11 protein-coding genes and 1 pseudogene are annotated in these 12,816 nt (G+C 61.4%); 1 reads left to right on the top strand and 11 read right to left on the bottom strand.

Translation table 11 applies throughout. The features are described from left to right. Nucleotides 1-287 precede the first annotated feature (287 nt). From FIV38_RS15570 to pilM, 8 genes and pseudogenes are all read right to left on the bottom strand, one after another. Complete coding sequence (locus FIV38_RS15570; RefSeq protein WP_092232914.1) at nucleotides 288-1,862, bottom strand: SPOR domain-containing protein; 1,575 nt, start codon at nucleotides 1,860-1,862, stop codon at nucleotides 288-290. 10 nt (nucleotides 1,863-1,872) lie between these two features. Further along, nucleotides 1,873-2,973 (bottom strand): 3-dehydroquinate synthase, encoded by a 1,101-nt coding sequence (aroB, locus tag FIV38_RS15565; protein WP_092232911.1) that lies wholly within the window; start codon nucleotides 2,971-2,973, stop codon nucleotides 1,873-1,875. 147 nt (nucleotides 2,974-3,120) lie between these two features. After that, complete coding sequence (aroK, locus tag FIV38_RS15560; protein WP_029296072.1) at nucleotides 3,121-3,639, bottom strand: shikimate kinase AroK; 519 nt, start codon at nucleotides 3,637-3,639, stop codon at nucleotides 3,121-3,123. 4 nt (nucleotides 3,640-3,643) lie between these two features. Further along, nucleotides 3,644-4,975, bottom strand: a complete 1,332-nt coding sequence (locus FIV38_RS15555) for a type IV pilus secretin PilQ (RefSeq protein ID WP_092232908.1) — start codon at nucleotides 4,973-4,975, stop codon at nucleotides 3,644-3,646. Between the two features lie 69 nt (nucleotides 4,976-5,044). Continuing rightward, nucleotides 5,045-5,407, bottom strand: a pseudogene (locus FIV38_RS30400) (pilus assembly protein PilP); the annotation flags it as partial. A gap of 149 nt (nucleotides 5,408-5,556) precedes the next feature. Continuing rightward, nucleotides 5,557-6,177, bottom strand: a complete 621-nt coding sequence (locus FIV38_RS15545) for a type IV pilus inner membrane component PilO (protein ID WP_092232902.1) — start codon at nucleotides 6,175-6,177, stop codon at nucleotides 5,557-5,559. Next, a complete protein-coding gene (locus FIV38_RS15540) occupies nucleotides 6,174-6,725 on the bottom strand; it encodes a PilN domain-containing protein (RefSeq protein WP_092232899.1) in 552 nt (183 codons plus the stop codon). Before FIV38_RS15540 ends, FIV38_RS15545 begins: the two co-directional genes overlap by 4 nt. Next, nucleotides 6,725-7,378 carry a type IV pilus biogenesis protein PilM gene (gene pilM / locus FIV38_RS15535; protein ID WP_092232896.1) on the bottom strand — a complete coding sequence of 218 codons (654 nt, stop codon included), beginning with the start codon at nucleotides 7,376-7,378 and terminating at the stop codon, nucleotides 6,725-6,727. Before pilM ends, FIV38_RS15540 begins: the two co-directional genes overlap by 1 nt. 220 nt (nucleotides 7,379-7,598) lie before the next feature. Between pilM and FIV38_RS15530 the strand changes: the two genes are divergently transcribed. Beyond that, nucleotides 7,599-10,043, top strand: a complete 2,445-nt coding sequence (locus tag FIV38_RS15530; RefSeq protein WP_371128933.1) for a penicillin-binding protein 1A — start codon at nucleotides 7,599-7,601, stop codon at nucleotides 10,041-10,043. 181 nt (nucleotides 10,044-10,224) lie between these two features. Here FIV38_RS15530 and FIV38_RS15525 read toward each other — a convergent pair whose 3' ends face one another. The 3 genes from FIV38_RS15525 to rpmE form a co-directional block, all read right to left on the bottom strand. After that, complete coding sequence (locus tag FIV38_RS15525; RefSeq protein ID WP_029296057.1) at nucleotides 10,225-11,493, bottom strand: malic enzyme-like NAD(P)-binding protein; 1,269 nt, start codon at nucleotides 11,491-11,493, stop codon at nucleotides 10,225-10,227. 182 nt (nucleotides 11,494-11,675) lie between these two features. Then, nucleotides 11,676-12,482: a thermonuclease family protein gene (locus FIV38_RS15520; RefSeq protein WP_092232893.1), complete on the bottom strand. Its 807-nt coding sequence runs from the start codon at nucleotides 12,480-12,482 to the stop codon at nucleotides 11,676-11,678. Nucleotides 12,483-12,496: 14 nt separating this feature from the next. Beyond that, nucleotides 12,497-12,727, bottom strand: a complete 231-nt coding sequence (rpmE, locus tag FIV38_RS15515; RefSeq protein ID WP_029296053.1) for a 50S ribosomal protein L31 — start codon at nucleotides 12,725-12,727, stop codon at nucleotides 12,497-12,499. Nucleotides 12,728-12,816: the final 89 nt, after the last annotated feature.

The raw sequence follows: 12,816 nt of genomic DNA, 5'->3' as shown, positions 1-12,816 counted from the left end.
CTTCCACGCCGAACGTACGCCGGCTTAGCGGGGGCAAAAGGGAGGTCATTGTACACACCGACACAGACGCCCACAAATTTGGCGACGAACTGTCGCAAATCTATGTCGCATTTATGAAAGGTTTAAAGCGATATGCTGTGCTAGTCAAAACTTTTTTAATTTCGACCGCCGCTACTCAAAAGCTACTGTGACGCAGACACCACAAAGCGCGCGGCCTTCAGGGCTGCACGCTGTTGTCGTTTTTTTTGAGGTGCTGGGAGGGCGACCTGGGTAAGGTCGCCGGATCTTCAGCGAGTTGTTGCGAGTTCTTGTTGAACGCTGGCAACAGTGCGAGGCCAAGGTTTACCAGCCTGAACCTTCGCTGGCAAGGCCTTGATCGCGGAATCGGCTGCCGCGCGGCTCGAGAAACTACCGTAGGTGATCACGTAGAGAGGCTTGCCGTTGAGCACTTTCTTGAAATAACGGTACTCGCCGCCCTGCTCTTTCACGAACGCCTGGGCGTTGGCTTCGGAGCTGGTGCCGAGGATCTGCACCACGTAGTTCTTGGCCGGCTGGCTACCGTACCAGCCACTGCCGGCAGCGGCCTTGGCCACGGTCACCGGTTTTTCAGCAGGCTTGGCGACAGGCGCTGGCTTGGCCGCAGGGGCTGGCGTCGGCTTGACCACTGGCGCCGGGGCTGGCTTGGCGGTGGCGACCTGGGTCGGGGCAGGCGTTGGCGTGGCCGCAGGCACCGGTGCAGCGCTGGCTGTTGCGCCCGGTGGTGGAGCCACGGTGGTAACGGTTGGTGGCGTGGCGCTGGAGCCTTCGACCGGCACACCGTCATCGCCTTCGGAAATGGCACCGGCTTCTTCTGCCAGCGGGCCACGCATGACCGGCTGGCCGACCATCGGCAGGTTGGTAGGCTGGCCGGACCCGGCAAACTCAACGGCTGGTGCGCCATTGGTCGTGGGCTTGCCCAGTGGCAATTGGGCCTGCTCGGTCGGTGCGCCCGGAGCGGTCGGGGCCTTGCTGCGGCCAGGAATCAGCCAGGCGGCGGCAACGGCAACCACGACAACAGCAGAAATCGCCAGTACGTGTTTCTTCGGCATGGTGAACCCCATCTTTGGACGCTTAACCGCAGAGCGGCTGGCAATCATTGCTTCAATCATCGCATCCCGGGCCACCTGGTTGATGGTGCCAGGCCAGCCGTCGGAGCTTTCGTGAATATCAGAGATCTGCTGGGCGGAGAAAAGTTCGATGCCCTGGCCAGCACCTTCAAGGCGCTGGGCCAGGTACTCGCGGGTTTCTTCTTCTTCGTAGGGCTGCAATTCGATGACGTGAAACAGCTCTTGCTCGCCACTGAGCTGCTCCAGATCGGCAATCAGCGACGCCTCACCGAACAGGAACACATGGGGACGACCTTCCGGCGTACCCGCCGCCAGCGCCAGCAAGGCTTCGAGGGCAGACTCGTCGAGCTGCTCGGCGTCGTCCACCAGCAGGTAGACTTCCTGGCCGGTCAGCCCCAGTTGCACGACCTGCTTGAGAATCGCGGTCGGCTCGGCATTGGCCACGTCCAGCGCCTGGGCAACCTGGCGCAACACGCCTGCCGCATCGCCGGCGCCACGGGCGGAAACCACCACGCTCTGCACCGATTGTTTGTTGGTGCTGGCCACCAGGGCCTGGCGCAGCAGGGTCTTGCCGCTGCCCAAGGGGCCGGTGACCACCAGCAGCAACTGGCTGTAGCGCGCCAGGTGGTGCAACTGCCCAAGCACCGGCTTGCGCTGTGCAGGGAAAAACTTGAAACCGGGGACCCGTGGCGCAAAAGGGTCATGGCTCAACTGGTAATGGCCGAGGAAAGCCTCGTCGGCATGCAAACTAGTCATCGGGATCTGGTTAACCTTTCAGCTGGGCCAGGGCGCGGTAATCCGCTCCCAGCGTGGCCTGTAGAATCTCTTTCGGATAATCGTCGGTCACTACCGCTTCGCCCATTCGGCGCAACAGCACCAGACGCAAACGACCATCGATCACTTTCTTGTCTATCGCCATATGTTCGAGGAAGTCAGCCTCGGTCATTTCCTCGGGAGGAATGACCGGCAACCCGGCGCGCTGGAACAGGCGGATACCGCGGTCACGCTCTTGGACACTGATCCAGCCCAGGCGTTGCGACATCTCCAACGCCATCACTGTGCCAGCCGCTACAGCCTCGCCATGCAACCAGACACCATAGCCCATGTGGGTTTCAATCGCATGGCCGAAGGTGTGGCCCAGGTTCAAGGTGGCGCGCACGCCCGACTCACGCTCGTCCGCATTGACCACCAGGGCCTTGGCCGCGCAGGAGCGGGAGATAGCCTCGGTCAGCGCCACCTGGTCCAGGTTGCGCAAGGCATCGACGTGTTCTTCAAGCCAGGTCAGGAACGGCTCGTCACAGATCAACCCGTACTTGATGACTTCCGCCAGGCCCGCCGACAGCTCGCGGGGCGGCAAGGTATTGAGGGTGGCAGTATCGATCAGCACGGCGTTGGGCTGGTAGAACGCGCCGACCATGTTCTTGCCCAGGGGATGGTTGATGCCGGTCTTGCCGCCCACCGACGAGTCGACCTGGGACAGCAGCGTGGTCGGCACCTGGATAAAGTCCACGCCACGCTGGTAGCACGCGGCCGCAAAACCGGCCATGTCGCCGATCACGCCGCCGCCAAGGGCGACCACCGTGGTACGCCGGTCATGGCGCGCGGTGAGCAGTCCGTCAAAGATCCGTTGCAGGGTTTCCCAGTTCTTGAACGCTTCGCCGTCGGGAAGAATCACCGAAATCACCGAATACGCTGCCAGGCTGCGACTCAGACGCTCAAGGTAGAGCGGCGCCACTGTCTCGTTGGAGATGATCGCCACTTGTCGCCCGGCAATATGCGGTGCGAGCAACTCGGGCTGGTCCAACAAACCTTCGCCAATATGGATCGGGTAGCTACGCTCGCCAAGATCGACCTTAAGTGTCTGCATGTGTCCCCGCGCTGAAGATGGAAGCAGGCGTCCTGCCCTGTATTAACGTTGTCGGCACCGTCGAGATCGGACGCTGCCTGATGGCTCTACGCCACACCTCGGACGGTTGCAACGCGTTGCCGAGGATAGCGCATTTCGGCCCTGGCTTTAACGGGGCGCAAGTTGCTGCAAGCGCTCGAGAATGTCGATTACGACCATGCGCGGCGGCCGTTCATCGGTTTCCACCACCAGATCGGCGATTTCCCGATAAAGCGGATCGCGCAGCGTCAGCAAGTCCCGCAGGGTTTTCTCGGGGTTGGCGGTGCGCAGCAATGGCCGATTGCGATCACGTGCGGTGCGCCCGACCTGCTGCTCGACCGACGCGTGCAAATAGACCACCCGACCGCCGGCATGCAGCGCCCGCCGGTTTTCCTCGCGCATCACCGCACCGCCGCCGGTGGCCAATACCACGCCATCGCAGCCGCACAGTTCGGCAATCATCGCCTGCTCGCGGTCACGAAAGCCCAGTTCGCCTTCCTTATCGAAGATCCACGGGATATTGGCGCCCGTGCGCAATTCAATTTCCTTATCGGAGTCTTTGAATGGCAGGCGCAGCTCTTTGGCCAGCAAACGGCCGATGGTGCTTTTTCCAGCCCCCATCGGCCCTACAAGAATCAAATTTCGCACAGAATCAACGACTCACAGCAATCGCCTGGTTATTCATAATACGCGGAGTCAGGAATACCAGCAGCTCGGATTTTCTTTGGGCAACGACATCACGCCGGAAAAGGCGGCCAAGATACGGCACATCGCCCAAAAATGGCACTTTATCTACCACCTTGCTTTGGTTTTTGGAGAAAACCCCGCCCAGGACGATGGTCTCGCCGTCCCTGACCAGAACCTTGGCAGTGACCTCGTTCTTCTTGATCGGCGGCACATCGTTGAGTTTGTTCAGGTAGTCCGGCTCATCCTTGGTCACCCGGACCTCCATGATGACCTGGTCATCCGGGGTGATTTGCGGCGTCACCTCCAAAGAAAGCGAGGCCTCCTTGAACGACACCGACGTCGCACCCTCGGCAGTGGCTTCCTGGTAGGGGATCTCGGTGCCCTTGAGAATCCGTGCGGTCTCCTTGTTGGAAGTGACCACCTTGGGCTGGGAGATCACCTCGCCATTGCCGCCTTTTTCCATGGCTGTGAGTTCCAGGTCCAGCAGCACGTTATCGGTGATAAACGCGATGCCCAGACCAGAGCTTGCGTTGACCACGCCCAGGTCAACGAACGGCGAGCTATCGGGCGGCTCGCCCTCGCCGGACGGGCTTTTACCAACCCCACCCCCGCTCCAATGACCTTTATTGCGCAACAACCCACCCCAGCGCACGCCCACGCTTTTGTCATAGTCGACATTGGCCTCGACTATCCGCGCCTCGATCATCACCTGGCGCACCGGGATATCCAATTGATTGACGATGCGCCGCAGCTCCTCCAGGCGCTCCCCCGTCTGGTAGGCGATGATGTTGTTGGTACGGTCATCTACCGTCACCGAGCCACGCTCATCGGCCACGCCCTCAGGCCCGCTCACCGACTGGAACAGCTTGGCCAACTCGGCCGCCTTGGCGTAATTGACTTGCAGCAGCTCCCGCCGCAAGGGCGCCAGCTCGGTCATCAGCTTGCGCGACTCCAAGGCCAGCAGCTCACGGGCGGCCAGTTCCTCAGCCGGCGCCACCAGCAGCACATTGGCCGTCACCCGCTTGTCGAGCCCCTTGGCTTGCAGCACCAGGTCCAGGGCCTGATCCCAGGGCACGTCCTTGAGGCGCAGGGTGATCGAGCCCTGCACATCATCACCGGCCACCAGGTTGAGGCCAGCCACGTCGGCAATCTGCTGCAGGACTGCGCGGACCTCGATGTCCTGGAAGTTGAGAGAGAGCCTGTCACCGCTATAGGCCCCTCGTCCGGCGCCCAAAGGCGAAGCACCAGGAGGTGGCAACTGAATCAGGTCAATCCGCTTGGGCACAGCCTCAGTCATCGGTGCCGTGAACGCTATCCATAGCGCCACACCGAAGGACGAAATAATCCTTTTCATTTTTTGCTTCCGTTATGAATTCACGTTCAACACCAAGGTGCGCGGGCGCTCAAGCCAGGCCCCCTCACCGTCGGGATAAAGTTCGACCAGCTCCAACTGCCCCTCATGGATCGCCACGACACGCCCATGGTCGGCCCCCAGGTAATCCCCCACCGCCAGGCGGTGCACACCTGCGGCGCCACGCAGCAGGGCAAATGTCTGCGCGCCCAGCGACAAGGTGCCGACCATCTGGAACTGGTCCACGGCAAACCCTTCGAGAAACTGCCGGGGGCGGTCGAAGTCCGGCGCAGGTCCGGCTTTGCCGGTGGGTCGAATGGCGGGCTGGCCCGCTGGCTGGAAGGGATCACGCACGGGTGGCGAACTGGAGACAACCCGCAGCCCCGGCAATGCTGCGGGCGTTTCGTCAGCAAGAGGTACCACCTGCTGGCGAATCAATTGCAACTCGTCGTTCAGCGCCTGCAACTGCGGGTCACGCTCGCATCCCGTCAGAAGCAGCAGGCCCAGGCCCGTAACCATGAGGCGGTTCATGGCATTGCTCCCTGGTTGCTGTACCTGTAGGTCTTGGCAAGCATCGTCAGACTCAGCAATGCGCCATCCTGTGGACTCACAGGGCGAATGACAAAGTCATGCAGGGTTACGATATGCGACAACCCAGCCACCTCGCTGATGAAAGCCAACAGGTCGTGATAGGTGCCAAGCAGCCTGAGCTGCATCGGCCGCTCGACGAACACGGGCTGCACCTGCTCGTCCAGCACGCTGAGCTGCTCGACCAGCACCCCGCTGGTTTGCCCCAGCCGGGCGAAATCTTCCAGCAGGCCGGGCATCTGCGTCAGCGTGGGCATTTGCCGCAGCTGCTCGTTGAAGGCGATGCGCAAGGTCTCAAGCTCACGCGCCACCCCGTCATATTGCGCGGCTTGCCGGGCTTTTGCAGCAAACTGCTGGCGCAGCGCTACTTCCCCTGCTTCCTGGCGTTGCAACACCTCGCGGGCGCCGCCCAGGTACACCGCATCCCCCGCCAGCAGTACCAGCAACGCAAGCACCGCGCCCACCAGAAGCCTGCCAGCCAACGGCCAGCGTGCGATGTTGCAGTACAGCGTGGAGAGTTGTGGGAGTGCCAGCCCTGACAGGCTGGACCAAAGACTCACCGCTGCGTCTCCAGGTGCTCCCCATGGTCCACCATCAACTGGAAGGCGCTGCCTGCACCACCCTCCTCGGCCCGGACCTGCCGCAGATTGGGCGCGCGCAGCGTGTTGGAAGCCTCCAGGCTGCGCATCAGCCGGGCGACATCATCGCTGGACACTGCCGTGCCAGTGACCTCCACCGATGTGCCACTGACGCTGACCTCGCTCAGTTGGACGCCATCCGGCATCGCCCGGGCCAACTGGTCGAACAACTCCTGGCCGGATGCGCGATGCCCCTGCAGGTCTTCGACCACTTTCATCCGCTCCATCAGTTGCTGACGCTGTTCGCGCAGTTCGTCGATGGTCTTGATCCGCGAGTCCAATACCGTGACTTGCTTGCTCAAGTGATTGTTACGGGCCACTTGTCGATCAATCGCTCGATCAATGACCCGGTCGGCCAGCCATACCGCAGCCAATGCAATAGTGGTGATCAGCAACAGAAAAATCAGGAAAAACCTGCGACGGCGCTCAGCGCGCTCTTCACGCCAGGGTAAAAGGTTGATTCTTGTCATCAATCGAAACTCCTGAGGGCCAAACCGCAGGCGACCCGCAATCCCTGGGCATCGGCTGCCCATTGTGCACTATTGATCCCACTCCCCGGCGCTATCCGGGCGACCACCTGGTCGGTCATCCGCGCCACGGCAAACGCCTCTACATCCACCACTCGCGCAACCAGGCCAGCCATGGCCAATACCGCTTCGCGCGCTTCCACCTGCTCCTTGAGGCACGCCACAAGCAGCACATCAACATAACCGGGTTCATGAGCCGATGGGCCCTGCACCTGAAAATCAATGGCAACCTCATCCAACGGATAAGGAATGTACTGGTCGGCTTCACAGCGCAAGCGCTGCTCCATCTCGTCGGGCTCAAGCCCAGCCTCCAGCGCAACCACCCGGCTGATCACCGCAGGGCCCGCCACGGCAACCGCCGCCTGCGTGACCTGGATCTGCGCCCGGAACAATGCCTTGGAAATGGTCTGCGCGACAACCTCCAGATCAACGATATTACTGTCGACCACCGCATGGCCCGGCAAAGGCTGGCTTGCATACGCGCACACGGCATAGCCCTCGCCGGCGCGGGCCAGCTCTAGTACGTTGATGCCGCTGTCCTGGATGTCCACACCCAGTACGGTTTCGGCTTTTCGCCTGAAAAATCCCTTTCTCATAAAACTCCCTAAAGCTTTGCCTGTCTCAGGGCTGGTCAGTTCCGGGTTTGATGCATTCGGTCGGCTCGGTTGAGCGGCGCCCATGACGCCCCGAGGCGAAAAATGCTTTAATGCCCAGCGTTTTTTCCCGCTTTTTATCCGCAGGTCGGGTCGATACATTCCTAATCATGCCTATCCCGACACCTAACTCATTCTTTTCTCTGGAAATCCAAAAGCCTTGATTCGTCTGCTGAAGTTTTTCGGGTACTCCTTCGTCGCTATCGTTTGCGGGCTGCTGCTCGTGTTCAGCGGCGCCTATCTCTACCTTAGTCCTGGATTGCCCTCGGTAGAGGCCCTGAGAAGTATCCAGTTGCAGATTCCTTTGCGGGTCTACAGCAGCGATGAAAAACTGATCGCGGAGTTCGGCGAAATGCGCCGCACCCCGATCCGTTTCGCCGATATTCCGCCCAACTTCATCAATGCCCTGCTCTCGGCCGAAGACGATAATTTTGCCAACCACTATGGCGTGGACCCCAGCAGCCTGGTGCGCGCGGCCACACAACTGGTAAAAAGCGGACACATTCAATCGGGCGGCAGCACCATCACCATGCAGGTGGCGAAGAACTTCTTCCTCACCAGCGAGCGCAGCTTCTCGCGCAAGGCCACGGAAATCCTCCTGGCACTGCAGATCGAACGCCAACTGACCAAGGATGAAATCCTTGAGCTGTACGTCAATAAGATCTACCTGGGCAACCGCGCCTACGGGATCGAGGCGGCGTCCCAGGTGTACTACGGCAAGTCGATTCGTGACGCCAGCCTGGCACAAATGGCAATGATTGCCGGCCTGCCCAAGGCGCCGTCGCGCTTCAACCCGCTGGCCAACCCGGCCCGCAGCAAGGAACGTCGCGACTGGATCCTGGGGCGCATGTACAAGCTGGGCAAGATCGACCAGAACGCTTATGAAACGGCGGTGGCCGAGCCGTTGAACGCCAGCTACCACGTACCGACGCCGGAAGTCAGCGCACCGTACATCGCCGAGATGGCCCGCGCCGAAATGGTCGGCCGCTATGGCAGCGACGCCTACACCGAAGGTTTCCGCGTCACTACGACAATTCCGAGCAATTTGCAGGAAATCGCCAACAACGCTGTGCATGAAGGGCTGATCACCTACGACCAGCGCCATGGCTACCGTGGGCCGGAATCGCGCCTGCCGGGCAAGACCCTGAGCGCCTGGACGGTCGAACTGGGCAAGCAGCGCTCCATCAGCGGCCTGGATCCGGCCATCGTCACCCAAGTGAAGAAAGATGGCGTGCAGGTGCTGACCCGCAGCGGCGAAGAACATGTGGCATGGGACAGCATGAAGTGGGCGCGCCCCTTCCTGAACACCAACAGCATGGGGCCGATGCCCAAGCAGCCATCGGACGTGGCCCAGGTCGGTGACCTGATCCGCGTGCAGCGCCAGAAGGACGACAGCCTGAAATTCAGCCAGGTCCCGGTCGCCCAGGGCGCCCTGGTATCCCTGGACCCGCAGAACGGTGCGATCCGCGCCCTGGTCGGCGGCTTCGCCTTCGAGCAGAGCAACTACAACCGCGCCACCCAGGCCAAGCGCCAGCCGGGCTCCAGCTTCAAGCCATTTGTCTACAGTGCCGCGCTGGATAACGGCTATACCGCAGCCAGCCTGGTCAACGACGCGCCTATCGTGTTTGTCGACGAGTACCTGGACAAGGTCTGGCGCCCGAAGAACGACACCAACACCTTCCTCGGCCCGATCCGCGTGCGCGAGGCGCTGTACAAGTCGCGCAACCTGGTGTCGATCCGCTTGCTGCAGGCGATGGGCGTGGGCAAGACCATCGACTACATGACCCGCTTTGGCTTCAACAAGCAGGACCTGCCGCCCAACCTGTCGCTGGCCCTGGGCACCGCCACCCTCACCCCGATGGAAATCGCGACGGGCTGGAGTACGTTTGCCAACGGCGGCTACAAGATCACGCCGTACCTGATCGACAAGATCGAGAGCCGCAACGGCGACACGTTGTTTGTTGCCAACCCGCCGAGCGTGCCCAACGGTGTCGCCGCCAGCGATGGCCTGGCCGCCCCCGCCAACGGCGGCATCACCATCGAGCCCGTGCCCGGCGCTGCGCCCGCCGACGCTGCCGCAGCCGCCCCGCAAACACCGGCGGTGGCTGAGCGTGTGGTTGACGGACGTACCACCTATATCCTCACCAGCATGCTGCAGGACGTGATCAAGCGTGGCACCGGCCGCCGTGCGCTGGCCCTGGGCCGCACGGACCTGGCGGGCAAGACCGGTACCACCAACGAATCCAAGGATGCGTGGTTCTCCGGCTACAACGCCGACTACATCACCACCGTCTGGACCGGTTACGACCAGCCAGAAAGCCTCGGTCGCCGCGAATACGGCGGCACCGTCGCGCTGCCGATCTGGATGAGCTACATGGGCGGCGCCCTCAAGGACAAGCCGGCGCACACCCAGGCCGAGCCGGAAGGCATCCTCAGCCTGCGCATCGACCCGATCAGCGGCCGCGCTGCAACACCCGGCACGCCGAATGCGTATTTTGAACTGTTCAAGAGCGAAGACACGCCGCCGTCGATGAATGAACTGGGTAATGGCGTGGCACCGGGCAGCCCGTTGCCTGCGGACGAGTCGGCGCCGATCGATCTGTTCTGATTAACACAGACCCCCTTGTGGGAGCGGGCTTGCTCGCGAAGGCGGTGGGTCAGTCACCAAAAATGCCGACTGATCCACCGCCTTCGCGAGCAAGCCCGCTCCCACAAGGGGTTATGTGTAGAGCCACAAAAAAGCCCCGACTCGCAAGAGCCGGGGCTTTTTGTTGGTGCGCTACAACGGCTTAGCCGTTGAACACATCATCCACGCTTTGCAGCGGGTAGTTCTTCGGATACGGCAGGGTTGCCACACCTGTCTCGATGGCGGCCTTGGCCACGGCATCGGAGATCACGGTGATCAGGCGCTTATCCATTGGTTTCGGGATGATGTACTCACGGCCGAATTCCAGTTTGCCGCCACCGTAGGCGTCGCACACGTCCTGGGGTACCGGCAGCTTGGCCAGTTCACGCAGGGCATTGGCGGCAGCCACTTTCATCTCTTCGTTGATGCGCTTGGCGCGAACGTCCAGGGCGCCACGGAAGATGAACGGGAAGCCCAGTACGTTGTTGACCTGGTTCGGGTAGTCCGAACGGCCAGTGGCCATGATCACGTCGTTACGGGTGGCGTGTGCCAGTTCCGGGGCGATTTCCGGATCAGGGTTCGAGCAGGCGAACACGATCGGGTTGGCCGCCATGGACTTCAGGCCTTCGGCGCTCAGCAGGTTCGGGCCGGACAGGCCGACGAACACGTCAGCACCGTCCAGTGCGTCTGCCAGGGTGCGCTTGGAGGACGGGTGGGCAAACATCGCCTTGTACTGGTTCAGGTCGGTACGCTCGGACTGGATCACGCCCTTGCTGTCGACCATGTAGATGTTTTCAAGGCGCGCGCCCATGCTCACGATCAGCTTCATGCAGGAGATGGCCGCAGCGCCGGCGCCCAGGCAGACGATCTTCGCGTCGGACAGGGTTTTGCCAGCGATTTCCAGGGCGTTGATCATGCCGGCCGCGGTAACGATCGCGGTGCCGTGCTGGTCATCGTGGAAAACCGGGATGTCGCACTGTTCGATCAGGGCCTTTTCGATCTCGAAGCACTCAGGTGCCTTGATGTCTTCCAGGTTGATGCCACCGAAGGTGATGGAGATGCGCTTGACGGTATCGATGAAGGCCTGCGGGCTTTCGGAGTCGACTTCGATGTCGAAGACGTCGATGCCGGCAAAGCGCTTGAACAGTACGCCCTTGCCTTCCATCACTGGCTTGGACGCCAATGGGCCGAGGTTACCCAGGCCTAGAATCGCGGTGCCATCAGAAATCACTGCAACCAGATTGCCCTTGCCGGTGTATTTGTAGGCCAGTTCGGGATCGCGGGCGATTTCACGCACGGGCTCGGCTACACCGGGGCTGTACGCCAGCGACAGGTCGCGTGCGGTAGCAGTGGCTTTGGTGAGCTCGACACTCAGCTTTCCTGGACGAGGATGGGCATGATATTCGAGAGCGGCAGTTTTCAAATCAGACATATCGGCATTCCGCTTTTTACTGTTGGACGACGGATCGCCGAGGATACTCGCCTCGCAAAGTCCCCACAAGACTGAGCAGTCACAGGTGTCAAGGGCCCTACCCTACGACTTTCGGCCAAGAGCCACGGGATACAAGGCCTACAACTGTTCACAATCGATAGAAAAAATGTCTACAATTTTTCTTATTGTGCCAATTGCAGCATGCCGGGATCGGTCAGCGGGAGCAGCCAACGCGCCTGGCCACTTTTCAGGCCGCCACGCCGAGAGCGGTCCACCACCCAGCCACGGGCCTCGATATCCTGGCCTTGCAGGCGTCGGAGCAAGGCGTCATCGAATTGTCCGACAAGATTGGGTGCAACCCGTAATACCAGAGAGCCCTGCAATTCGATCCAGATCCCGCCACGATTGCGTTCGACCTTGCTTACGCGGCCACTGACCACGGCAAAGCCCGACTGCCTGATTTGCTCGGCTTTGTGCACAGGCGACTGGCGCCACAGGCCCAACCTGGCAGCCCGCGCACTGCGTTCGGCCGCTTGCTGGCAGGCGACCAAGTCGACATTTGGCGCCACCGCCACCAGGAATCCGAGGCCCTCGGCGAGCAGTTGGGCCTCCAGGTTCGCGCCGTTGGCCCCATAAAGATGGGCCAGGGTCCGCCCGTAACGGTCCTTGCCCTCACGGCCCGCCACCACCCCGACCCGACCACCACTGGTATCCACCAACCCTTGCAGGCGTTGGCGCGCCGCCACGGCGAAAGGCTCGTCCGGGCGGCCTTTCTTGCCGGTCTCCGGGGCATTGACGCCGATCATCCGCACACTGCGGCCGTCCTTGAGACGGACGGTGTCGCCGTCGACCACGCGCTGCACCTCGAAGGTACTGATCGCTGCTGGGGCGGGGCAAAACACCTCGGCCTGGGCGGCCGACAGCCAAATCGCAGGCACAAAAAAGGCGCCCGCAAGGGACGCCTTTTTCATTAGCAGGTAAAAGCCCATCAGGCTTTTGAACCTTACTCTGCAGCAGCTGGAGCTTTCTTGCCGAAAGCACCGAAACGGTCGGCGAAGCGCTGTACACGGCCGCCAGTATCCAGAGTCTTCTGCTTACCGGTGTAGAACGGGTGGCACTCGTTGCATACGTCAGTACCCAGTGGCTTGCACAGGTTCGAACGAGTTTCGAACTTGTTGCCGCAGCTGCAAGTAACTTGGATGGTTTCGTACGCTGGATGGATATCGGCTTTCATGGTGTCTTCCTCAGGCTAGCGTGCCGCCACTCGACACTATTGTCGAATACCGCACGTAATTAGGCCGCGGATTCTACCAGAGCTTTTTA

It is taken from the genome of Pseudomonas proteolytica (genome assembly GCF_007858275.1).
In the GTDB taxonomy this organism is placed as follows: Bacteria; Pseudomonadota; Gammaproteobacteria; order Pseudomonadales; family Pseudomonadaceae; genus Aquipseudomonas; species Aquipseudomonas proteolytica.
The sequence above is the reverse complement of the archived record's forward strand: the minus strand, read 5'-3'. Positions and strand labels throughout refer to the sequence as shown.

Excerpts from the sequence above, each read along its gene's own strand:
- FIV38_RS15525 (WP_029296057.1), bottom strand. The coding sequence starts at position 11,493 with ATGTCTGATTTGAAAACTGCCGCTCTCGAATATCATGCCCATCCTCGT.
- rpmE (WP_029296053.1), bottom strand. The coding sequence starts at position 12,727 with ATGAAAGCCGATATCCATCCAGCGTACGAAACCATCCAAGTTACTTGC.
- FIV38_RS15555 (WP_092232908.1), bottom strand. The coding sequence starts at position 4,975 with ATGACTGAGGCTGTGCCCAAGCGGATTGACCTGATTCAGTTGCCACCT.
- FIV38_RS15540 (WP_092232899.1), bottom strand. The coding sequence starts at position 6,725 with ATGACAAGAATCAACCTTTTACCCTGGCGTGAAGAGCGCGCTGAGCGC.
- FIV38_RS15520 (WP_092232893.1), bottom strand. The coding sequence starts at position 12,482 with ATGGGCTTTTACCTGCTAATGAAAAAGGCGTCCCTTGCGGGCGCCTTT.
- aroB (WP_092232911.1), bottom strand. The coding sequence starts at position 2,973 with ATGCAGACACTTAAGGTCGATCTTGGCGAGCGTAGCTACCCGATCCAT.
- pilM (WP_092232896.1), bottom strand. The coding sequence starts at position 7,378 with ATGAGAAAGGGATTTTTCAGGCGAAAAGCCGAAACCGTACTGGGTGTG.
- FIV38_RS15570 (WP_092232914.1), bottom strand. The coding sequence starts at position 1,862 with ATGACTAGTTTGCATGCCGACGAGGCTTTCCTCGGCCATTACCAGTTG.